Origin of the sequence: Bacillus sp. 22190 (assembly GCF_052045575.1) — a bacterium.
Lineage (GTDB): Bacteria > Bacillota > Bacilli > Bacillales > Bacillaceae > Bacillus > Bacillus altitudinis.
On the sequence record NZ_JBQEPF010000009.1, the window covers coordinates 20430 to 42389 of the forward strand.

Genomic DNA, 21960 nt, shown 5'->3' on the forward strand with positions numbered 1-21960 from the left:
CATGCAGTGATTGCATGATACGTATATCCATTCATAGACAAACAGGAGGTGCTGGCATGGAGCAGCAAGAGTTGATCATTCGTCAAGCGGTGAGTGAAGATCATGAGGCGATCACACATGTGCTGATCAAATCATACGCACAGTATGAGCCTCAATTTACAGAGGAAGGCTGGCAAAATTATTCTGCAGCGCTGCGAGCGGCTGTAGATAACCCAAACATGGAGTTGATGCTTGTGGCCGAGCTTGAGGGCAAGATCGTGGGGACCCTTCAAATGTTCCGATCATCAGAACAGGCATATGACAAGCCGGAGATGGGCATTACTTCAGCGATTGTCCGGTTTTTAGGGGTAGATCCTGATGTGAGAGGAAAAGGTATTGCAGAGTCATTGTTGCGTAAAAGTATAGAACTGACGCAATCGTGGGGCGAGAACGTCCTATATCTTCATACGTCGGATAAAATGCAGACCGCCATTCGTTTATATGAAAGAATGGGCTTTGAACGGGCACTTGATAAAGAATTTGTGAATCAAAATGGGACGCATGTGAAGAGCTATCAGTATGTGATCAAAAAAGAACAGCCGGCTGGCTCATAACACGCTGCATAAGAAGAGGAAGAGCATGTCCTGCATGGACGGGACTCTTCCTTTTTCTCATGACGCCCATACGTTCAGTGCCATATATGATAAGCACCATGAGATTAACCCGAACATGACAAAGAATTTCAACACATGTTCATAAGGGGTTAGCTTTCGATCTCTTTTCGTTTTCACAAGCCGCCAGTAAAGGGCATAACCACAAAAAACCAAGATGATTTGTCCGAGTTCTGCTACGGTTTCGATGATTGTGATTCCGTTCATTTGTTTTCACCTCACCATATGTCTTCCATAGGCAGCAGCAGTGAACCTTTATTTCTTCAAAAGAAAGCAGTGTATACTAGAATAAGAAGTAGATGCAGAAGGGGTTGTGACCGATTGTTTCCGCTATATGCAAATTCTTGGGATGACGTCATTGAGAGAAAAATCAAATACGATGATCAGGTTGTGGAACATACGTGTCAGCTGTTAGACGCACAGGAGCAGCAAGTCGTGTTGTTTCATAAAATTCAAGAACCATTTACAATGGTTGCTGGTGATGGCACTGTCACGATTCCAAAAGGGAGTTATACGACCGCCTATTATTGGACGGACCGGCCTTACAATGTCTATTTTTGGCGAGATGATCAAGGTAATGAACTTGGCTCTTATGTGAATATCGTCAGACATACATGGTTTGAAGAACGGGCGGTTGTTTTTGAAGATTTATTGATTGATCTACTCGTTCTTCCGAGTGGTGATTTCTTTGTTTTGGATGAAGATGAACTGCCGGAGAGTTTAGCTTCCTTTGAGCAGGGCTCGGTTCATCGGGCACTCCGTGATGTCATCCATTCGTTAGCGCACATCCTCGATCAAGTGAGGATGGATGCGAAAGGGAAATATCCTCACACCTTGTTTCAGAAGATGTTGAAATAGAAAAAACGATTCCTTTCAGCAAGGAATCGTTTTTTTATCAAACCTTGATCCGGTTTAGTCGTTTTTGTAAATCAGTTTTTGTTTTAGATGCTTTTAGTTGTTTGACCGCACTTTGAGCGGTTGCTTTTGTTTTCTTTGTTCGTTTGGCTTCGGCTTTTTTGACTTTTTGTTTGGCATCTGTCACTTTCTTTTGATAGGCGACTTGTTTTTTGACTTTGTCGAGCCGGTTTTGCAGGCTTGTTTTTTCTTTGCCTTTGGATAGCTTTTTAATGGCCGTTTGGGCACTTTTAATCGAGCCTTGGGTTTTATTTTTTTCAGCTGATTTGACCTTCGCTCGTGCGTCACGAATATCAATGGCTGTTTGGACTTTTTTGACTCGGTCAGTGAGTGCGGTTTTTTGCTTGCTGGCAGTCAGTCTGCCAATTTTCGTTTTGGCTTGATCAACATCTGTTTGTTTTTTAGATGTTTCGGCTGTCTTGACTGCGCTTGTCGCAGCCTTTAAAAAGGTTGACTGCGGCACATATTGCACGCGGCCATAGCCGAATTGTGGATCTTTTCCTTTTGCACCAAGATCCACTGTATAGCTGCGCAATAAAGTGCGGAGCTGAACATTTGTTTTCTTAGGATGTAGCTGTTTTAAGAGCGCCAGCATCCCTGTGACATGCGGTGCCGCTTGTGATGTACCCGTGGCATACCAATATTCATTTTTCAAATAGGTACTGATGACGTTCTCGCCGGGAGCGGAAAATTCAATTCCTTTCCCCGTATTAGAGATGGAGGCGAGTTTGTCTTTGTCTGTCGTTGCGGAAACAGCAATGACGCTATTGTATGCGGCAGGATAACTAATCCCATTCTTCTTTCCATCATTTCCACTTGCAGCAACGACCAGCAGTCCTTTTTTGTATGCTTCATCAACTGCTGAACGTAAAATCGGAATGTTATCTTCAAAAGCTAGACTTAGGTTGATGATGTCCATCTTATTGCTAATCGCCCAATCAATGCCTCGGAGCAGACTGTATAAGTCGCCTTCTCCTTTTTTATCTAATACTTTTACAGCATACAGCTTCACACCAGAAGCGACACCGACCGTACCGTAATCATTATTGAGCGCCCCAATTGTACCGGCGACATGTGTTCCATGTCCTTCATCATCTTTGTAAGAAGACGTGTAATTGACGAATGATTTACCGCCGGCTACCTTTAAATCTTCATGTGGGAAAATACCAGTATCGAGAACGGCTACTTTCACATTTTTCCCTGTCACGCCTTCTTTGATTGCTTGCTTTACATTGAGCTTATGCAGGTTATAAGATTTTTGTACCAAAGCATCCTGGCCAGTAGCAGCAGCCGTTTTTTTTACGGTAGTAGCAGCGAGTTTGACCCTAACGTTTTTTGAAACATAAGCGATGTTTGGGTCTTTTTTAAGTGAGGTGACAGCTTGCTCATCTGCTGTCACTGCTACAGCTGGAAGATGTATGTATTGAGCGTTCACTTTTTCACTTTCTTGAATAGCCGTCTGTTTTCCTTTTTGATTTTTATAGACGATGATGACATCTGTTTCTTTTGGTGGTGCAGCTGCCTGCGAATGGAAGGGCAAAGCAGTTGTCAAAGCAAGAAGAAACGCGATGACCACGACGATTTTCTTTTTCAAGGCAATGGCTCCTTGCATATGAGGTGACCTCCGTCTTTTTTTCTTTATTATATCGGAGAAATAAGATAGATGGTTAGAAGAATCATAGTCTAGAAAGAAAGTTTTTTTCACACGTATCCCGAAATTGAATTTCATAGAATTCTAGTAGACAATAGAGAGATCATAATATGAGAAAGAAGGACATGCCGATGAATGTAAAAGAGTATATGACGTATGATGCAACGGGACTGGCGTCACTTGTGCAGAAAAAGCAGGTCACGCCCGAAGAGCTTGTACAAGCTGCATTTACTAGATTGGAAGAAGTGAATCCAGTACTAAATGCGGTGATTCAGACAAGGCGAGATCAAGTGTTCAAAGACATGAAGTCACTAGATGCGGATCAGCCGTTTGCTGGTGTTCCGTTTGTGTTGAAAAATATATCGCAGGGGCTGGAACATGAACCTTTGACGGCGGGTGCTTTGCTGTTAAAGGATGTAAAGGCGCAAACAGATTCCCACTTTGTCCGTCGATTGAAGCAGGCTGGACTCCTCATGATCGGTCATACAAACACACCTGAATTCGGATTGCGAAATGTGACAGAACCCTTTTTATATGGTCCGACGAGAAACCCTTGGAATGCTGACTATTCTCCGGGCGGTTCAAGCGGCGGGACGGCAGCAGCTGTGGCAAGCGGCATCGTACCGGCGGGTGGAGCGAGTGATGGCGGAGGGTCTATTCGGATTCCGGCATCCTTTACTGGTTTATTTGGACTCAAGCCAACAAGGGGGAGAACACCGGTCGGCCCGGGTGCAGGAAGGCAGTGGCAAGGAGCTTCCATTGACTTTACGCTCACAAAAACAGTTCGAGACAGTGCAGCCCTGCTTGATTTGCTTCAAGTCATTCAGCCAGAGGCTGCGTTCCAAACGCCATTATATGACGGCAGCTATCAAGAGGATTTGGTGAAACGAACCTCTTCTATGCGAATTGCTTACAGTGTAGACTCTCCAGTAGGCACGAAGGTGAGTGAGGAAGCAAAGCAGGCAGTCTTGAACACTGTGAAATGGCTGAGTGAACAAGGGCATCAAATAGAGGAAGCGAAGCCGGACATTGATGGTGTCCATCTGATGCAGCAATATTATGTCATGAACAGCGGTGAAATGTCTGCCTTATTTACCTCTCTGGCTCGTTCATTCGGGCGTCCGGTGAAGCCTGAGGAGACAGATATTGTGGCATGGGTACTGGCGGAAGCAGGAAAAAATGTGACAGCTGCTGCTTATACAGAAAGTCTTGATGCATGGGATATGGCCGCTGCAAAAATGGCCGCATTTCATCAAACCTACGATCTATATGTGACCCCAGCTACTGCCTATTCGGCTCCAAAGGTTGGCGAGCTGATGCATAACGATCAAGAAATTGCTGCATTGTTACGTGTGTCATCCCTTTCAATGCAAGCACAGCAGGATTTGATTTATGAAATGTTCCTCAAGAGTTTGACCTATACACCATTTACACAGCTGGCTAACCTAACCGGCCAGCCATCTATGAGTGTGCCAGTTCATCTCACAGAAGCAGACATGCCTTTAGGCGTACAGGTGACAGCACCGAAAGGAAAAGAGGACTGGCTGCTCAGACTGGCGTCAGAAATAGAATCATCCTCATTATGGAAAGGAACGCATCCATTACTGAATCAATAATACAATGGCATCGACGTTGGTCTATGGAGGAAAGGAGTGTCACACGTGAGTACGAAGGACAAAATCATTCAAACGGCCGCACTTCTTTTACGTAAACAGGGGTATCATGCGACAGGGTTGAATCAAATCATTAGAGAGAGCGGCACGCCGAAAGGATCTCTTTATTATTACTTTCCAAATGGAAAAGAAGAGCTAGCCATAGCAGCCGTTGAATATATGAGTCAAAGGGTCATCGATCAAATTGAAGAAAGCTTTGCCTATTCTGATGACCCATATGTCGCCGTCGATCATTTTATGACAAATATTATTCGGGGTTTTATGGAGCAAGAAAGTGAAAGAGGGATACCGATTGTCTTACTGGCGGCTGAGTCAAAACCTGAACATACAAAACTTCATGCTGCATGCAAACAAGAAATGATCCGCTGGCAAGAGCTTGTCAAAGAAAAGCTGATGAATAGCGGATATGATGAAACAAAAGCGGATGAGCGGGCATCTCTCCTTCATTCAATGGTCATCGGCGGATTATCAATGACTACTGCATTAAAGCAAACGACACCTTTAGAGCACGTAAAATGTTACCTTAGACACTTATTTATGCGAGAAGAGTAAAATCTCTCGCATATTGCCTATCTATTATATCAATTGGTCTATATAATAAAGATAGTCAATTAGTCATGAGGAGTGATGGGATGTCGGAGCAACCACAATCGATCAAGCAATCCGAAGGTACCTCTTTTTATACCGTGTCTGGTTCGGGGGAGCTGTATGGTTTGGAAAATCAGCTTGTACATGTGCTGGCAGAAGCAAATCAAACAAATCAACTGTTTGAGCTTGTCTTAATCACAGGTGGGAAAGGTGCTTACTTTCCGCTGCATTGTCATGAGACGCTATTTGAAACCATCTTTGTGCTGGAAGGGAAGCTGGAAGTGATACTGGACGGTAAAAAGTATATGGTGACGGCCTGTGATTATATTCATATTCCGCCCAAAACAATTCATGGCTATAGAATGCATAGTCACAAAACACGGTTTATTTCTTATACATTGGGCGGGCAAATGACAGATGTCTATCAGCAAATCGGAAAGAGGCTGTTGCAGAATGAATGGCCGATGACTGATCACCCATTTGATGCAGACAGCTTTCATCAGGCTGAAAAAGAAAGCGATATCATGTTGATGCATGGCATTAGAGAGCTATCCAATACAACCAAGCCAGCTGTTTTGTTTCATAGTCAGCTCCCGCGCGCAGTGCAGCCATATGTGCTGGAGGCTGGTGAAGGAAAGCAATACATGGTCGAAGGTCAGCTTCATGAGCTGATTGCGACAACGGAAACAACAGGAGACGGATTTAGTTATTTTGTGATTGAAGGGACAAAGGGAAAAGGGTTACGTTCGCATTATCATGAAATGCATACAGAAGCACTTTATTGTGTTGAAGGCAGAATCAATCTTCAGTTAAACGGAGAAAATATTTGCTTGATGCCAGGGGATTTTGCCTATATTCCTCCAAATACCGTTCACTTGTATGAATTCGTGTCTCATTCAAATAAAATGTTGGTTTTGCTGCTGCCTGGCTATATTGAGCAAGTGTTTGAACAATTTGAAGAAGCACAAAGTCCAGGTATGTGCCCTTATTTTATACAGGACGGGAACAGGATGGAGGGTGGGGAGACCTCTGCTCAGTATGATTTGGTGTTTGTCGAAGAAAAATAGCTGTGTAACGCGTTACACATATTGAAGTAAACAACCTGCTGAATCAATCGGCGGGTTATTTTGTTTTCCCTTATGGAACAGCATCCATATTCATATGCATGAACCATCCATTCAAGGTGAAGCTATAGAAATGATGACTTGAACTAAAGGAGGAAATGCAGATGAGAGCTGTCACCTATCAAGGGAAAAGCCGCATTGCGGTGAAGGAAGTAGCTGCACCATCTATACAAGATCGTGAAGATGTCATCGTTCGGATAACATCTACAGCTATTTGTGGGTCAGATTTACATTTATATCAAGGGAATTTCCCGCTTCCTATCGGCTATGTGATTGGGCATGAACCGATGGGGGTGGTAGAGGAAGTCGGGCCGGATGTCACTGCGGTGAAAAAGGGAGATCGTGTCGTCATTCCATTTACCGTGGCATGTGGTCAATGCCAGTATTGCCATCATCATCTAGAAAGTCAATGCGATCACTCAAACCCCCATTATGATTCAGGCGGACTTTTTGGATACAGTGAGAAATATGGGAATTACCCCGGAGGACAGGCTGAATATTTACGTGTGCCCTTTGGAAACTATACACCATTTAAGGTACCGGATGATTGTGAGCTAGAGGATGAACAATTGCTGTTTTTATCAGATGTTCTGCCAACTGCTTATTGGAGTGTAGAACACGCAGGTGTAAAAAAGGGGGATACAGTCATTGTGCTGGGGTGTGGACCTGTTGGGTTAATGGCACAGCAATTTGCTTGGCAAAAGGGAGCAGAGCGGGTCATTGCTGTTGATTACATAGACTATCGCCTTCACCATGCAAAACGAATGAGCGGCGTAGAAGTATTTGATTTTACAGAAGACCCTGACATGGGAGAAACCCTAAAAGAGCTCACTAAAGGCGGGGCGGATGTTGTCATTGATTGTGTGGGGATGGATGGAAAAAAGTCACCGCTTGAAAAGATTGAACAGAAGCTCAAGCTGCAAGGCGGAACGATAGGGCCCATTCAAATTGCCACAAAAGCCGTGAGGAAATGCGGGACTGTTCAGCTGACGGGTGTGTATGGAGGTCTTTACAATATGTTCCCATTGGGTGCTTTTTTCGCAAGAAACGTCACGCTGAAAATGGGACAGGCACCGGCGAGAGGGTACATGTCAAAGCTTTATCAAAAAGTGACAACCGGGGAAATTGATCCTAGAGCGATCATCACGCATCAATTACCGCTAGATGATGCAGCTCATGCGTATCACATATTCAATGAAAAACAAGATGATTGTATAAAAGTCATCTTAAAGCCATAAAAAGAAGGCTTAGGATATTTCCTAAGCCTTTAATGTGCGCTCGTCCATCATTTTTTCGATTAATTCAAAAAATGTTTTTTTATCTTCTTCTGATAGGTGATTGAACAGTTGATTGACAAGCAGCTGACGATTGTCGATCATTTGTCTGGCGATTTGTTCACCTGATTCAGAGAGTGTAATCCATACCGTACGGCGGTCATTGTTATTTCTAGAGCGGATAATTAGCCCTTCATCTTCTAAGTGATTGAGAGCGGTTGTTGTTGCGGAGGGAGATAATGAAACTTCCTGCAGAATATTTTTCACAGTACATGATTGATGGCGGTAGATGATGCGTAAAATAAACCCTTTTACATTCGTGACGTTTTTGGGGATATTCTCTTCATCTATTCGTTTCGTCGCCTTTAAATACTTTGTCAGTGCATGGTCTAACAAACTTGCCTCTAGCTCGAAATGTTGCATTCTCCATACCTCTTTTCCTATTGCATTCGCATTTTCCGATCAATTACTAGGTCTATCTTATCATAATAAGCATCATCATTTAAACCAAAATGGAAGACGGCTATAAAATTACCTATATTATCAATTAATAAAAGGAACAATTCCAAAATGAAATGATTTTACTTTCACCTCTTTTTATTTTAGAATGTGAATGAGATAAAATCTGCCAATCCAATTCACTGGAAATTGGCTATTGGACATCAAACGTTTGGAGATGAAGATATTGAATACTTTACAGGCATTACTAAACGACAGAATGGAACGCTCTTCACAAATTGAAGCGGTAACTGGCGGAGGTGTGTCTTATACATTTGAAGAATATGCAAAACGCATTGATCAGCTAGCGCATTACTTACATCGTAAAGGAATTCGAAAAGGTGACCGGGTGTGCTTTATTTGTCAAAACCATCATCACTTTTCTACGATTATGCTGGCAGCCATTAAAGCAGGTGCAGTCGCCGTACCGCTTAGCTGGCAGCTTACCTCTTTTGAGCTAGAAGGTATCTTGAAAAAAGCAGAGCCAAAGGCTTTATTTTTTGACCGTGAATTCCGTGACATTATTGCGGCAGTGAATGTGTCTTTAGAAGATTGTCTCATGGTGGAATCTGGTGTCAATGCGAAAACAACACAGCTGTTTGAAGACATATTGGCGTCTAATGATGGAAGTGATCTTGCTGAACAGGTATCAGAAGAAGATTTGGCCATGATTTTATTCACTTCAGGTACAACAGGCAATCCAAAAGGCTGTATGGTCGGACATGGACGAATCTATCAATTTTTAACACGACGTGGGAATCGAGGATTTGATCTGAAAGGAAAACGATACTTGGCAAGTCATCCGCTGTATCATATGAGTTCTATTAATCACCTGATTGCAGCTGCAATTGAAGGGTATACGTTAGTCTTCTTACATGATGCAACACCGAAACGCATTTTAGAAACGATTGAGAAAGAAAGAATTACGTTTATGATGGCTTTCCCATCAGCTTATACGTACATGCTAGAAGAAATGAAGCGCAGTTCGTACGATCTCTCATCTTTTGAAATTGCGATTTCTGGTGGTACGAAGGTACCGGTACGCTTAATTAAAGATTACAAAGAAGTAGGCATTCAGATGATGCATGGCTACGGAAGTACAGAAGCGTGGGTTGTGAGTGCGTGGCATCCAGCGATGGGTGAGGATAAGATGGGCTCTGCTGGTAAAGTGGATCCGGATGTAGAAGTCAAAATCGTGCATCCTGAGACAGAGGAGGCGCTCCCAGCTGGAGAAATTGGTGAGGTCGTCATGAGAAGCCCATTTTATTTCTTAGGCTACTATCATCAACCTGAAGCGACAGAGAAAGTGCTCAAAGATGACTGGTTCCATATGGGAGATGCAGGCTATCTGGATGAAGACGGTTTTCTTTACATCACAGGGAGATACAAAGATGTGATTCTATACGGTGGGGATAATATTTATCCTGACCAAGTGGAAGAGGTCATTGATCAAATTCCAGGTGTAATTGAATCTGCTGTCATTGGGGTACCAGATGACTTATATGGCGAAGTACCAAGTGCGTATATCGTAAAAGACGAATCTGTCGATTTCTGCGAAGAAGATGTGTTGAATTACTGCAAGGAACGTTTAGCAGATTACAAAGTGCCATCCATTCATTTCACGCAGGATCTGCCAAAAAATAAACTTGGTAAAATCATGAAGAAAGATTTACGTGAATTGGTTGTGAATGCGTAGGACCTATTCTGCTATAATGAAATTTGAATGATTTTTTTGTTTTTCTAACGTTTTGGAGGGAAAGGGTTTGCGACATATACTTCGTAAGAAACACATTCACGATTTGTTAGAACAGAGCAGACAGCAAAAGGTAAAGAAAACACTGGGCGGGCTCGATCTCACGCTCCTTGGCATAGGGGCTGTGATTGGGACGGGGGTCATGGTGTTAACCGGAATTACAGCAGCTAAGGATGCAGGACCGGCTGTTATTTTCTCCTTTGCGATCGCAGCGATTGTGTGCAGTTTAGCGGCACTTTGTTATGCAGAAATGGCTTCCGCGCTGCCTGTGTTCGGCAGTGCGTACATTTATTCATATACCACAATGGGTGAGCTCGTAGGTCATCTCATGGGATGGACGTTATTATCTGTTTATATGCTGACTGCTTCAGCTGTAGCGAGTGGCTGGTCGAGTTATTTTAACAGCCTGCTGGAGGGGTTTGGAATCTCAATTCCACATCAATTTTTAGCTGGTCCAGAACAAGGCGGATATATGAATTTGCCAGCAATTATCATTGCTTTACTCATTGCGTGGATCCTATCTAGAGGAACGAAAGAAAGTAAAAAATTCAATAATATCATGGTGTTTGTGAAACTTGGCATTATTGTTCTTTTCATTGTAGTAGGTGGTTTTTATGTAGAACCAGCCAATTGGCAGCCGTTCATGCCGTTTGGTACGGAAGGGATTATTGCTGGTGCCGCTGCTGTGTTTTTTGCCTTTTTAGGATTCGATGCCATTTCGGCTTCTGCAGAAGAGGTGAAAAATCCACAGCGGAACCTGCCAATTGGCATTATTGGTTCATTGCTCATTTGTACGATCATTTATATTGTCGTTTGTTTGGTCATGACAGGTATGGTGCACTATACGAAGTTGAATGTGACAGAGGCAATGTCTTATGTATTGCAAAGTGTCCATCAACATAGCGTGGCTGGTATTATTTCTGTCGGAGCTGTCATTGGATTGATGGCTGTGATTTTCGCCAATAATTATGCGGCAACTCGAATTGCTTTTGCGATGGGGCGGGACGGGCTCTTGCCTAAAGTGTTTTCAAAAACAAACAAAAGTGATACACCTGTTGTAAGTATATGGGTGATTGGCGGGATGACAGCTGTTATTTCAGGGTTTATTGATTTGAAGGATCTGTCCAACCTAGCCAATATCGGTGCATTATTAACGTTTGCGATGGTGAGCTTATCCGTACTCATTTTGAGAAAGACACATAAACAGCTGGAAAGGGGATTCCGGGTTCCGTTTGTACCGGTTTTGCCAATTATCTCGATGGGCTGTTGTGTGTTCCTGATGCTCAATTTACCAGGCCGGACATGGCTGTACTTCGGGGTTTGGCTGATGATCGGTGTCGTCATGTACGCAGCATATTCTAACAAACACAGTGAATTAGCGAAATCTGCTTAAGAAAAAGGTGCAAATCCGTTGACGATTTGTGCCTTTTTTCATACGATTTGGGATAAGCTATATAAGAGATAATGAACGGAACAAGAGGAGGATGAGGGAAATGATCAGCGTTAGTCCTTATATTGTCGTAGAAGACGTCAAAGAATCTCTTCAATATTATCAAGGAATTTTTGGCGGAGATATTCGTATCTTAAATGAACATCAAGACCGTGTATTGCATGCTGAGCTGCACCTTGGAGAATCACTGCTCCACTTTTCAGATACATTTGGCCGCACACCAAAACCGGAGAATCTTCGATTGATCATGCAGTTTGACAATGAGGAAGAGTTAAAGGCTGTATACGAGGCGCTTGAAGCTGACGGAGATGTACTGGTCGAATTACAGGATACGTTTTTTGGCGCACTTCATGGACAAGTACAAGATCGGAAGAATGGTTTGATATGGGTGCTGAATTATATGAAATAAAGACGTTTTGCGTGAAGACAAACCCTCGCATTCGTTGTCAGTAATCTGAGACCTTCACCCTTGTGAAGGTTTTTTTGTGAGTGTTTTTATTTTCTGAAAAATGGAAAATATGCTATGTTGGAAGAATGATAAGACATGGGGAAAGGGTGGAAAAGGAATGGATCAAGTTGAGTTTCAATATATTCAAACAAACGGCATAAAGCTCCATACAGCAATGGATGGTCCTGAAGATGGCCCACTGCTGGTTCTGCTGCATGGATTTCCTGAGTTTTGGTATGGTTGGAAAAATCAAATCCGCCCCCTGGCTGAGGCAGGGTATCGTGTCGTTGTTCCTGATCAAAGGGGATACCATCTGAGTGACAAACCAGAAGGAGTCGAATCATACGTCTTAGACAAATTAAGAGATGATATCGTGGGATTAATTAAGGCACTGAGCCCAAATCAAAAGGCCATTGTCGGCGGACATGATTGGGGCGGAGCGGTTGCTTGGCACCTTGCTTCAACCCGTTCTCAATATGTAGAGAAATTAATCATCGTCAACATGCCGCATCCTCGTGTGATGATGAAGGTCCTTCCGTTTTATCCGCCGCAGTGGAAGAAGAGCTCTTATATCGCGTTCTTTCAGCTTCCAAATGTACCAGAGGCAGCCCTTCAAGAAAATCACTTTCAAAGACTGGATGAAGCAATTGGACTGTCTACAAGACCTCATTTGTTCACGAAGGAAGATGTCTCAAGCTATAAGCTGGCATGGACGCAGCCGGGAGCCATTACGTCCATGTTGAATTGGTATCGAGCGATTAAAAAAGGCGGCTTTGAAAAACCGATTTCCAAACGAATTCTCGTGCCTGTCCGCATGATCTGGGGAATGGAGGATAAGTTTCTAAGCAGAAAGCTCGCAAAAGAAACGATCAAAATTTGCCCAAATGGACAGCTGATTTTTGTCGATGATGCGACTCATTGGATCAATCATGAGAAACCAGATGTCGTGAATAAGCTCATTCTCGAATTTTTAGCATAAAGAAATAAGCTCTGATCATATGACCAGAGCTTTTTTGTTTTATCCGATTTGATTCTTTTTCAAGGAAACAGGTTCGTCGTCCCAGCATTCAATCTCTTCATTGTTTGGAACGGCATTTTTATAGAAAATAGGATCTTTGCCTTCTTTTTTCTGTCTCATGTAATCCTTCAGTGCTGCAAAGGCGACTTTGGACAACATGGTAATGGCAATGAGGTTGACGATGACCATGAGACCCATGAATAAGTCGGCTAGACCCCAAACGAGAGGAACAGTCGCAACAGCTCCGAAAAGAACCATGCCAATGACAGCCACACGATAGATGTTGAGCCAAATTTTATTCGCTCCCAAGAACTCAATGTTCGTTTCACCATAGTAATAGTTACCAATTAACGTACTAAAAGCGAATAAGAAAATCATAATGGCTAGGAATCCAGAAGCCCAAGGGCCAATGTGCTGGCTTAATGAAGCCTGAGTTAGCTCAATTCCTTCCAGATTGGTTGTTTTATACGCATCAGAGAACAAGACGAGAAAGGCTGTACTTGTACAAATAATTAACGTATCTGTTAACACACCAAATGCTTGGATTAACCCTTGTTTGACAGGGTGGCTCGTGACCGCAGTTGCTGCTGCGTTAGGGGCACTACCCATACCGGCTTCGTTTGAGAAGAGACCGCGTTTAATCCCTTGTAACAATGCTCCACCTAATGTACCGCCGGCAAACTGTTCAAATCCGAAAGCATGCTTCACAATCGTACTGATGACACCTGGTAGTTCAGTGATATTTGTGATAATGACAAAGAAAGCAATCCCGATGTAAGCAACGGCAAGAAAAACGACAATATATTCAGATGCTTTTGCAATCGCTTTGATTCCTTTGAAAATAATGAACGCAAAAATAACAGCCATAACGATTCCGACAGTTAAACGATCTAGGCCAAAAGAGTTTTTAAAAGCGACGGTGATTGTATTTGATTGCACTGCGTTAAAGACAATCCCAAAAGAGATCGTGATCAGGATGGCAAATAAAATCCCCATCCAGCGCTTATTTAACCCTTTTTCCATGTAATAAGCAGGTCCACCGCGGAATCCTGTTTTATCTTTTACTTTATACACCTGAGCTAGTGTACTTTCAACAAAGCTTGAAGCAGAACCGATAATCGCGACGATCCACATCCAGAAGATTGCGCCAGGTCCACCGATCGCAATAGCGATGGCAATCCCTGTGATATTCCCTGTTCCTACACGTGCTGCCATACTGATGGCAAAAGCTTGGAACGGTGAGATTCCCTCTTTTTCTTTTCTTCCTTCTTTTAGAACACGCAGCATTTCTTTCAGCATTCTGACTTGCAGGAAGCGTGATCTATATGTGAAGTAGACCCCTACTCCAAGTAACAGAGCAATGATTAGATAAGTCCAAATAAAATCATTTGTAGTTGTTAAATAAGATAGCAAAGCTTTTTCGTTCATAACATCACCTCTTCGAATTCATCACTGTTCTTTTTAAAAAATACTGAGATCCCACTCTTTGGCGAGTTTCTTCAGCATCATGACACCGGTAATACTATTTCCACAATCGTCAATGGCAGGACCATAAATGCCGATACCGCAGCCTGTCTGAAATGGGAATTCTCTTCTTGCGCTTGGCGGAACGCAAGCCATGATTCCTCCAGACACACCACTTTTGGCTGGAACGCCTACGAAAGCGGCAAAATTACCAGACGCATTGTACATGCCGCATGTCAGCATCAATGCCTTTGTTAGTCTTGCGATATCTTTTGGGATGACTTGGACTTGTTTAAAGGGATGGTAGCCATCACTTGAAATAATCAGTCCAATCAAGGCGATGTCCTCTGTTGTGACCTCAATGGAACATTGCTTTAAATACACTTCTAACGTGTCCTCGACATCTGATTCTAAGTAATTGGTTTCTTTTAAATAATAAGCAAGTGCCCGGTTGCGGTGTGCAGTTGCCCATTCTGATTGATAAACCTCTTCATTAACAGAAGGACGCTTACCTATTAAGTTTTCGATTAAATCGAAAATATATGCTAGCTTTTCTGTAGAAGTCTTTCCAGGAAGGATGGAGGATACGGTAATAGCTCCAGCATTAATCATTGGATTAAAGGGCTTCCCTGGTTTATGCATCTCAAGGCGGTAGATGGAATTAAATGCATCACCAGTTGGCTCTACATCTACCCGATCCAAGACGTACGCAACGCCTCTTCCTAAACAGGCAGCTATAAAGCTGATGACTTTTGAGATACTTTGCAGGGTAAAGGGAACGTCCCAATCACCATAACGTACAGATGATCCATCTGGGCCTATCACGCTGATACCAAGTTGAGAGGAATTTACTTTTCCGAGTGCTGGAATGTAGCCAGCGTTCTGCCCGTTTTTGTAATACGGACGTATTTCTTCTGCCCATTGATCAACAGAAGACTGGCATGCGTGTTGTGTATTATTAGAAATTGCTGTTTTCATACGATTCCTCCAATCAAAAATCAAAAAGTACCCTATTGAATTGGCGGATGACAAAAAATGCGATCAAATAGGCACGAAAACATGTTACACATCTTCAAAGAACTTGTCATGCGCTGCTTGTACCACTCCTTTACACCTAAATATATGTTCAAATGAAGGCTTTGGCGGCGAAACAACAAAAAGGGTTTTTAGTGAAAAGTAAGAAAACGCTTACATATAGTTTCACTAAAATTATTTATTCAATTTATCTTGGAAACTACACAATCTGACGAAAATCTACAGAAAAACTTACAAATAAAAAATCAGTCTGCATACAATTATCTAAACAATTCCCATTATTGTAGACAATCTCCAAATCGTAGGATAGCTGAAAGGTCACCATGCCTCCTCGGAGAATAGTCATAAAAAATGATTTTGAAGAGAGAAGTAGCCGTGAAAATAATTTTTTTGCTCATTGTGAAGCAAAGAGTCTCCTTGTATACTGTGGCTATGTAAACAGGGGAAGGGATGTCAGTCATTTGAGTTTAAACCAGCTTGTCAAAAAAGACGCATTTATTTTGATTTTTATGATCGTCATTGTGCCGCTTGCGGGAGAGCTGAAGTTTTATCCTGTGAATGAAACATTTCGCATTAGTTTTGGGGCACCTGCGTTTTTCTTTTGCTTATTACTTTTAAGAAAATCAAGACCATTGCTGCCAGGGTTTTTAACAGGCGCAGCCATTGTTCTATTTCGGGTAGGTTTAGACCTTATTCAGCAAAAAGCTGATTTGGCTCTGTCATTTTATCAGCAGTTTCCGAGCTTCTTTTTTTACTTTACTTATGCTTTTCTTTTCTTTGTTGTCCGTACAGGACGTTTCAAGCAGCGTTCCATTTTTATTGGGCTGATCGGACTGATGATTGAACTGCTTGCTGATTTTGTTGAGCTGTTTGTACAATTTTTAGTGTTTGATACAACCATGACTTTCTCAAAGCTGAGTGATATGATCCTCATTGCATTTGCTCACAGCTTCGTGGTCATCAGCTTTTTTAATATGATGAGGCTGTATGAGGCACAATCAAGAGAGAAACAAATCATGAAGCAAAATGAGCATATGATGATGGTCATTTCAAATTTATATGAGGAAACAGTTCATTTAAAGAAAACGTTAAATCATACAGAGCACATAACGCAAGAATCCTATCGGCTCTATCGTCTGCTGAATGAACATGAGGCAGGAAAGAAAGTGAGTCAGGAGCTGCTGAAACTTGCAGGGGAAATACATGAAGTCAAAAAGGACAATCAGCGTATTTACGCCGGGCTTTCAAAGCTGATTTCAAAGGAAAATATGCAAGATTATATGAGGGCAGAGGATCTTGTTCAAATCGTGATTCGCATTCAAGAGAAATATGCGCTATCTCTCGGGAAGAACATTTCCTTTACATCTGATATAAAAGGCATTCACTTGCATGAGTATCATGTGTTCATTTTCTTATCGCTGATTAATAATTTAATGGCAAATGCAGTTGAAGCAATTAAGCATGATGGAGCCATCTCACTCGTATTAAAAGGCAGTCATGATAAAATAGAGGTTCGGGTCGAGGATGATGGACCGGGTATTCCTGAGAAATTGAGAGAGATTGTATTTGATCCTGGATATACTTCAAAATTTGATGCATATGGAACACCGTCAACTGGGATTGGCTTATCCTATGTGAGAGAGCTGGTTCAAGAGCTGGACGGTCAAATCCAGATTGAGCAGAAAGAAACGAAAGGAACAGCTTTTCAGCTTGTCCTTCCGATAAAAAATTTAATACAGAGAGGGTGAGTGTATGCGATTTTTCATTGCAGATGATGATCGTGCAATACGCTCGATTTTAGGTCAGATCATCGAGGATGAGGATTTGGGAGAGGTCGTGGATGAGGCTGATGATGGTGTTGGATTAGAGGCGCATTCATTGAACCTGAAAAAAGTAGACATCCTTCTGATTGATCTTTTAATGCCAGCTAGAGACGGCATTCAAACCATACGTCATATTCACCCTGAATTCAAAGGCAAGGTCATCATGATATCTCAAGTAGAAGCAAAAGAGATGATGGCAGAAGCCTATGAACTTGGAATTGAATATTATATTCATAAACCTGTCAATCGAATTGAAATTGTCAGTGTCATTCGAAAGGTCATGGAGCGGATCAAGCTGGAAAAATCAATTTACGATATTCAAGCTTCTCTTCGACATGTGCTGCCATTAGAGCCAGTGATTTCTCATGAGACAGGTACTGGATTAAAGCGAAGAACGATGAAAGAGGCAGGAGAATTCCTCCTATCTGAATTAGGAATTGTCGGAGAGAGTGGCTCTAAGGATTTACTAGAGATATTGATCTACTTACATGAAACGCAGACAGCCAATTCTCATGAGGTGAATTTTCCGCCATTAAAGCAGCTATTTATCAAAACGGCGGAACGAAAGCTTGGTCGTGGTGCGTCGGATGTGGAAGTGATGCGGGAAGTGAAAGCAGCAGAGCAGCGAATTAGACGAGCCATCCATCATTCCTTAAATCATTTCGCATCACTAGGGCTTACAGATTTTTCAAACCCTAAATTTGAGCACTATGCGTCGAAGTTTTTTGATTTCACTGATGTCAGCCAAAGAATGAAAGAAATGCAGAAGACTTCTTCATCCGCAGGGTCAACAGGCAGAGTCAATACGAAAAAGTTCGTGCAAATCTTTTATTTTGAAGCAAAGCAGCTATTCGAAGGGATGAGCTGAGGGAAATCTATTGGAATGATTGGAGAAATTAAACAGAGACAGAGTGCTTTTGACTATGAGCCGCCTTGCTCTTTTAGACGTCTTTGTTATTTATCTGATCATTCTGATTTTTCTTTTTTCTTGAAAATAAAACTCTCCTGTGCAATCGTTTGTTAAAATAGTGAGGTTAGACTAGAATGTCGGAGGTTTTATTTTGGGAAAAATTAAACGAAATGCGCTCTGCCCATGCGGAAGCGGAAAAAAATATAAACATTGCTGTGGTCAAAAATCAGGCGGAGAACAAACGTCTGAGCTTGTGTTTAAGGAAGCTGTACAAGTTCAAAAGGATTTAATGAATTATGCGTTCTCTAAGCATCAGAGAGCGATCAATCAATTCATTAATGAGTTTTCTTTCCTAGCAGATATGGATAAAGAAACGCAACAAATCTCAGTCTTTCATTTGAGTGTATGGGGCATTTTCTTCCGCCCATTAACAGATAAGAAAGAGACCATCTTCCAAGAATTCCTGACAAAAAAAGCAGAAGATATTACCCGGCCTAAAACTAGACAAGTGGTTGAATCTTGGACAGATATGGAGCCATCTTTGCTTTTATTAAATGAAAAAACGGACGAATCTCTTTACTTTGAGAATATGGTGACAGCTGAGAAGGTTGAAGTTGATGTGAAGCCGGTTCAAACTGTGCTGCCAGAGAAAGGTAGTCTTGTTCTAGGTTTCCCTGTTCAGTTTGAAGAAAAGGCAGAGTTTTTCATTCAATATACGATGTTTGCGAAAGAGTTTACTGATACGCTTCTTCTTCAGGTTCGCCAGCTCGTTGAAGCACATGAGGTAAACGGAGGAGCACGCAGCACATTTATGAGAGAAGCCTTCCCTGAAGTGCTAAAGTGTATGTTTGCGAAGCAAGAAGTTGAAGAAACAGAAGCGCCTCCTCAAACAGAAGGAAGTACAGTAGGACTATCAGCAGATCGGATGGACTGGGCGAGTGACGTTCAGCTGGAAACAGCCAAGCTGATTGAAGACGGGATGAAAGAGCACGGTGACCAAAGCCTGACAGATGGCGCTTTAACAGTTTGGAAAGCTTACTGTGATCAGAAAGCACCTGTGATCCGTAAAGTGGCGTCATTTGCTGCTGGAATCGAATATTATATTCATTCACTTGCAAGCGATGCCCCGCTTTCTCAAGCACAAGTTGCTAAAAAGTATGGCATTAGTGCGTCCACTGTATCGAGCCGATTTAAAGACATTGAAAAAGCGGTGAAAGAAGAGCAAGAAACGACTGTATAACATTAGAAAAGACGCGGCCTTTAAGGGCCAGCGTCTTTTTTGTAAAACATTATTCTGTGATGATAAAACTGCTCATATATTCTTTTGTTTTAAAGTCGTTTAAATCTATCTTCCACTGACTCTCACCGTTTCGTTTCATTTTCACTTCAAATTCAGTAGGGCTTGATGCTGGAGGAAGCTTATCGAATTCACTCGCATATAGCTTTAAACTTTTTTTGTACAACTCTTTTTTGGTGATGTTCCCTTTGTAAAATTCTTTTGAAATATCGGCTAGCTTCTCCTCTAATTCAGATGCGTCAATGCCTGTAACTTTTGCAGCAACTTCAGCTTCATCATTTTTAATAGCTTTTACACTAGTTTCTACTTTGGTTTTGTTCTTTACTGTATTTTGAATGCTCTTGTACATGTTTAGAATATCTTCATCACTGACTTCGTTACCATAGATGCTTGCACTTCTTCTAAAGTCTTTAATAAACATTTCATTATATTTATTCACAATATCAGCTTTGTTGTCACCAGTTAATTCAGGGAACTGTTTATTCTCCTCACCGAATACAATGACATCTGTGTATGCATTAAGAGCTTTTGCTGGGTTGTCTAATTTTTCGGCTGTATCAAGAATTTTTTTACCGTCAAGGTCAATTTCGATAGGATCATTATTTTTATTGATTCTATTTTCATAAACGAGCTGATATTTTTCACCTTTATCTACCAAATAGTAAAGAGACCCTGTTACAGATTTTCCTGAATTTAATGAATTTGATTTGAGTTTATCTTTACTACTATAAAAATCTAATTCTGATACTTGTGAATCACCTTGATAAAGCGTGAAATGGCTGCTTGATAATGAAAGTGGTTTATTATCTTTGTTCGTAATAGTTAAGTTGACCTTTAATACGATTTCATTATCTCGGAGAGTAGTCGATGTGTCGTCAGGTAAAGTATATTCATAGTTATTCACTTTTATCTCTACCGTATTAGAAGATTGTTTTTCGGAAGCTGTTGTTTTTCCTGAGCTTTGACAAGCTGCAGAGAAAATGACCATTAATGAAATTACGAAAAGTACACTTATTTTTTTTACCATTTGATACTCCTTTTTTTATGTATTTATCCTTCCTTTAATGTCATCAGTCTAATATTAAAGTGATGTATTAAAAGGGATAATCGGGATTTTAAGGGTTAAATATCCTGACCTTAATTTACTTCATTTATTTTATCTATTTTATTCATGGTAAGGAATAGGTTTTAATTCCTATTTTAGTAAGTTTAGTTCCGAAAACGTGTGGATTTAGGAGGGTTTTAAGAGGAAAAGACTAGTAAAAAAGAAATAAATTTTAAATGAAAGCTATCCTTTAACAGAGACAATCGCTATGTGTCAATGGTCTGTCATCATACACACCTTCTATTTTCTCAGCGTCCACCTTCAGATTGATTGTCAGAGAGCAGAATACTTGAATGTTGAAAATGATTCATGGGAAAATAAGGATGATTAAGCAGATAAGGGAGATGAGCTTTTGAAAAAAGTAACGCTTGGACGAACTGATTTACAGGTGAATCCGATAGGGCTTGGAACAAATGCAGTAGGCGGGCATAATTTATTCCCGAATCTGAGTGAAGATGCAGGGCGGGAGCTAGTAGAAACTGCTCTTGATCATGGTGTCAATTTCTTAGATTCTGCTTTTATTTATGGGCTGGGCCGTTCAGAAGAATTGATTGGCGAGATCATTGCCAAAAGAGGCGGCAGAGACGAACTGGTTCTTGCGACAAAAGGGGCTCATAAAGAAGTAAACGGACAAATCGAACTGGATAATAGCCGTGATTTCTTAAGACAGCAGGTCGAAGACAGCCTGAAGAGGCTGCAAACCGATTATATTGATTTGTACTATATGCATTTCCCAGACGGTCGCACGCCGCTGGATGAAGTAGCCGGTACTTTAAAGGAATTGAAGGATGAGGGGAAAATCCGGGCAATTGGGGCATCAAACCTTGATTTTGAACAGCTTCAAACCTTTAATCGAGATGGATACCTAGACGTGCTTCAATCAGAGTATTCTCTGCTGAAACGTCAGGCCGAGCAAGACCTTCTCCCATACTGCGTGGAGCATGGGATTTCCTTTATCCCTTATTTTCCATTGGCGTCAGGCCTGTTGACCGGGAAGTTTACAAAGGATGCGACATTTGATGATATTCGAGCAAAGGACCCGCTTTTCCAAGGCGATGCTTTCCTTCAAAACCTCGAAAAAGTAGACAAACTGAAGGCCATTGCGCAATCAAAACATGCCGAAACAGCACATGTAGCGCTGGCGTGGCTATTGGCGCAGGATGGCATTGATGCCATTATTCCTGGTGCAAAACGAGCCGAGCAAGTCTTACAAAACTTGAAAACAAATGATGTTCAATTAACAAAAGAAGAAATCAACGAAATTGATCAGATCTTTTCATAATA

General features: G+C 41.7%; 20 protein-coding genes. 14 read left to right on the top strand and 6 right to left on the bottom strand.

Annotated elements, in window-relative coordinates; genetic code table 11:
• The first annotated feature begins 56 nt into the window (after positions 1-56).
• Positions 57-593, top strand: coding sequence for a GNAT family N-acetyltransferase (locus ACTJKA_RS13165; protein ID WP_440607792.1), 537 nt, complete (start codon positions 57-59; stop codon positions 591-593).
• A gap of 57 nt (positions 594-650) precedes the next feature.
• On the opposite strand, the gene ACTJKA_RS13170 is transcribed toward ACTJKA_RS13165, so the two are convergent.
• Positions 651-857, bottom strand: coding sequence for a hypothetical protein (locus ACTJKA_RS13170; protein ID WP_171464939.1), 207 nt, complete (start codon positions 855-857; stop codon positions 651-653).
• Between the two features lie 114 nt (positions 858-971).
• Here ACTJKA_RS13170 and ACTJKA_RS13175 point away from each other — a divergent pair, with 114 nt between their 5' ends.
• Positions 972-1508 carry a DUF402 domain-containing protein gene (locus ACTJKA_RS13175; protein ID WP_171464940.1) on the top strand — a complete coding sequence of 179 codons (537 nt, stop codon included), beginning with the start codon at positions 972-974 and terminating at the stop codon, positions 1506-1508.
• Between the two features lie 37 nt (positions 1509-1545).
• On the opposite strand, the gene ACTJKA_RS13180 is transcribed toward ACTJKA_RS13175, so the two are convergent.
• The gene (locus ACTJKA_RS13180) at positions 1546-3159 is read right to left on the bottom strand and encodes a S8 family peptidase (RefSeq protein ID WP_234900650.1); all 1614 of its coding nucleotides are present in this window, start codon (positions 3157-3159) and stop codon (positions 1546-1548) included.
• Between the two features lie 188 nt (positions 3160-3347).
• On the opposite strand from ACTJKA_RS13180, the gene ACTJKA_RS13185 reads away from it, so the two are divergent.
• The 4 genes from ACTJKA_RS13185 (at position 3348) to ACTJKA_RS13200 (ending at position 7839) form a co-directional block, all read left to right on the top strand.
• Complete coding sequence (locus ACTJKA_RS13185) at positions 3348-4832, top strand: amidase (protein WP_336750167.1); 1485 nt, start codon at positions 3348-3350, stop codon at positions 4830-4832.
• Between the two features lie 45 nt (positions 4833-4877).
• On the top strand, positions 4878-5441 hold the full coding sequence (locus tag ACTJKA_RS13190) for a TetR/AcrR family transcriptional regulator (RefSeq protein ID WP_025206681.1): 564 nt from the start codon (positions 4878-4880) through the stop codon (positions 5439-5441).
• Positions 5442-5521: 80 nt separating this feature from the next.
• Entirely contained in the window at positions 5522-6544 is a 1023-nt protein-coding gene (locus ACTJKA_RS13195) for a quercetin 2,3-dioxygenase (protein ID WP_060780726.1), read from the top strand.
• A 161-nt stretch (positions 6545-6705) separates the two neighbouring features.
• Positions 6706-7839, top strand: a complete 1134-nt coding sequence (locus ACTJKA_RS13200) for a zinc-dependent alcohol dehydrogenase (protein WP_035390568.1) — start codon at positions 6706-6708, stop codon at positions 7837-7839.
• Positions 7840-7860: 21 nt separating this feature from the next.
• Here the strand turns inward: ACTJKA_RS13200 and ACTJKA_RS13205 are convergent, their stop codons facing one another.
• A complete protein-coding gene (locus tag ACTJKA_RS13205; protein ID WP_007498406.1) occupies positions 7861-8298 on the bottom strand; it encodes a MarR family winged helix-turn-helix transcriptional regulator in 438 nt (145 codons plus the stop codon).
• A 262-nt stretch (positions 8299-8560) separates the two neighbouring features.
• Here ACTJKA_RS13205 and ACTJKA_RS13210 point away from each other — a divergent pair, with 262 nt between their 5' ends.
• The 4 genes from ACTJKA_RS13210 to ACTJKA_RS13225 all read left to right on the top strand — a co-directional run bounded on the left by ACTJKA_RS13210 (position 8561) and on the right by ACTJKA_RS13225 (position 13003).
• On the top strand, positions 8561-10069 hold the full coding sequence (locus ACTJKA_RS13210; RefSeq protein ID WP_171464943.1) for a class I adenylate-forming enzyme family protein: 1509 nt from the start codon (positions 8561-8563) through the stop codon (positions 10067-10069).
• Between the two features lie 67 nt (positions 10070-10136).
• Positions 10137-11519, top strand: coding sequence for an amino acid permease (locus ACTJKA_RS13215; protein ID WP_057078617.1), 1383 nt, complete (start codon positions 10137-10139; stop codon positions 11517-11519).
• A gap of 100 nt (positions 11520-11619) precedes the next feature.
• Positions 11620-11985, top strand: coding sequence for a VOC family protein (locus ACTJKA_RS13220; RefSeq protein ID WP_008342155.1), 366 nt, complete (start codon positions 11620-11622; stop codon positions 11983-11985).
• 157 nt (positions 11986-12142) lie between these two features.
• The gene (locus ACTJKA_RS13225; protein ID WP_171464944.1) at positions 12143-13003 is read left to right on the top strand and encodes an alpha/beta fold hydrolase; all 861 of its coding nucleotides are present in this window, start codon (positions 12143-12145) and stop codon (positions 13001-13003) included.
• A 39-nt stretch (positions 13004-13042) separates the two neighbouring features.
• On the opposite strand, the gene ACTJKA_RS13230 is transcribed toward ACTJKA_RS13225, so the two are convergent.
• Both ACTJKA_RS13230 and ACTJKA_RS13235 read right to left on the bottom strand, forming a co-directional pair.
• Positions 13043-14470 (bottom strand): alanine/glycine:cation symporter family protein, encoded by a 1428-nt coding sequence (locus ACTJKA_RS13230; RefSeq protein WP_171464945.1) that lies wholly within the window; start codon positions 14468-14470, stop codon positions 13043-13045.
• 33 nt (positions 14471-14503) lie between these two features.
• A complete protein-coding gene (locus ACTJKA_RS13235; protein WP_017366545.1) occupies positions 14504-15484 on the bottom strand; it encodes a glutaminase in 981 nt (326 codons plus the stop codon).
• A gap of 518 nt (positions 15485-16002) precedes the next feature.
• On the opposite strand from ACTJKA_RS13235, the gene ACTJKA_RS13240 reads away from it, so the two are divergent.
• The 3 genes from ACTJKA_RS13240 (at position 16003) to ACTJKA_RS13250 (ending at position 19514) form a co-directional block, all read left to right on the top strand.
• Entirely contained in the window at positions 16003-17289 is a 1287-nt protein-coding gene (locus ACTJKA_RS13240; RefSeq protein ID WP_039963229.1) for an ATP-binding protein, read from the top strand.
• A 4-nt stretch (positions 17290-17293) separates the two neighbouring features.
• Positions 17294-18232, top strand: a complete 939-nt coding sequence (locus ACTJKA_RS13245) for a response regulator (RefSeq protein WP_254000979.1) — start codon at positions 17294-17296, stop codon at positions 18230-18232.
• Between the two features lie 193 nt (positions 18233-18425).
• Entirely contained in the window at positions 18426-19514 is a 1089-nt protein-coding gene (locus ACTJKA_RS13250; protein ID WP_171464947.1) for an SEC-C metal-binding domain-containing protein, read from the top strand.
• A 49-nt stretch (positions 19515-19563) separates the two neighbouring features.
• Here ACTJKA_RS13250 and ACTJKA_RS13255 read toward each other — a convergent pair whose 3' ends face one another.
• Positions 19564-20598 carry a DUF4352 domain-containing protein gene (locus tag ACTJKA_RS13255; RefSeq protein WP_171464948.1) on the bottom strand — a complete coding sequence of 345 codons (1035 nt, stop codon included), beginning with the start codon at positions 20596-20598 and terminating at the stop codon, positions 19564-19566.
• A 430-nt stretch (positions 20599-21028) separates the two neighbouring features.
• Between ACTJKA_RS13255 and ACTJKA_RS13260 the strand changes: the two genes are divergently transcribed.
• Positions 21029-21958 (top strand): aldo/keto reductase, encoded by a 930-nt coding sequence (locus ACTJKA_RS13260; RefSeq protein ID WP_007498377.1) that lies wholly within the window; start codon positions 21029-21031, stop codon positions 21956-21958.
• Positions 21959-21960 lie beyond the last annotated feature (2 nt).

Excerpts from the sequence above, each read along its gene's own strand:
- ACTJKA_RS13165 (WP_440607792.1), top strand. The coding sequence starts at position 57 with ATGGAGCAGCAAGAGTTGATCATTCGTCAAGCGGTGAGTGAAGATCAT.
- ACTJKA_RS13170 (WP_171464939.1), bottom strand. The coding sequence starts at position 857 with ATGAACGGAATCACAATCATCGAAACCGTAGCAGAACTCGGACAAATC.
- ACTJKA_RS13185 (WP_336750167.1), top strand. The coding sequence starts at position 3,348 with ATGAATGTAAAAGAGTATATGACGTATGATGCAACGGGACTGGCGTCA.
- ACTJKA_RS13195 (WP_060780726.1), top strand. The coding sequence starts at position 5,522 with ATGTCGGAGCAACCACAATCGATCAAGCAATCCGAAGGTACCTCTTTT.
- ACTJKA_RS13200 (WP_035390568.1), top strand. The coding sequence starts at position 6,706 with ATGAGAGCTGTCACCTATCAAGGGAAAAGCCGCATTGCGGTGAAGGAA.
- ACTJKA_RS13205 (WP_007498406.1), bottom strand. The coding sequence starts at position 8,298 with ATGCAACATTTCGAGCTAGAGGCAAGTTTGTTAGACCATGCACTGACA.
- ACTJKA_RS13220 (WP_008342155.1), top strand. The coding sequence starts at position 11,620 with ATGATCAGCGTTAGTCCTTATATTGTCGTAGAAGACGTCAAAGAATCT.
- ACTJKA_RS13225 (WP_171464944.1), top strand. The coding sequence starts at position 12,143 with ATGGATCAAGTTGAGTTTCAATATATTCAAACAAACGGCATAAAGCTC.
- ACTJKA_RS13230 (WP_171464945.1), bottom strand. The coding sequence starts at position 14,470 with ATGAACGAAAAAGCTTTGCTATCTTATTTAACAACTACAAATGATTTT.
- ACTJKA_RS13235 (WP_017366545.1), bottom strand. The coding sequence starts at position 15,484 with ATGAAAACAGCAATTTCTAATAATACACAACACGCATGCCAGTCTTCT.
- ACTJKA_RS13245 (WP_254000979.1), top strand. The coding sequence starts at position 17,294 with ATGCGATTTTTCATTGCAGATGATGATCGTGCAATACGCTCGATTTTA.
- ACTJKA_RS13255 (WP_171464948.1), bottom strand. The coding sequence starts at position 20,598 with ATGGTAAAAAAAATAAGTGTACTTTTCGTAATTTCATTAATGGTCATT.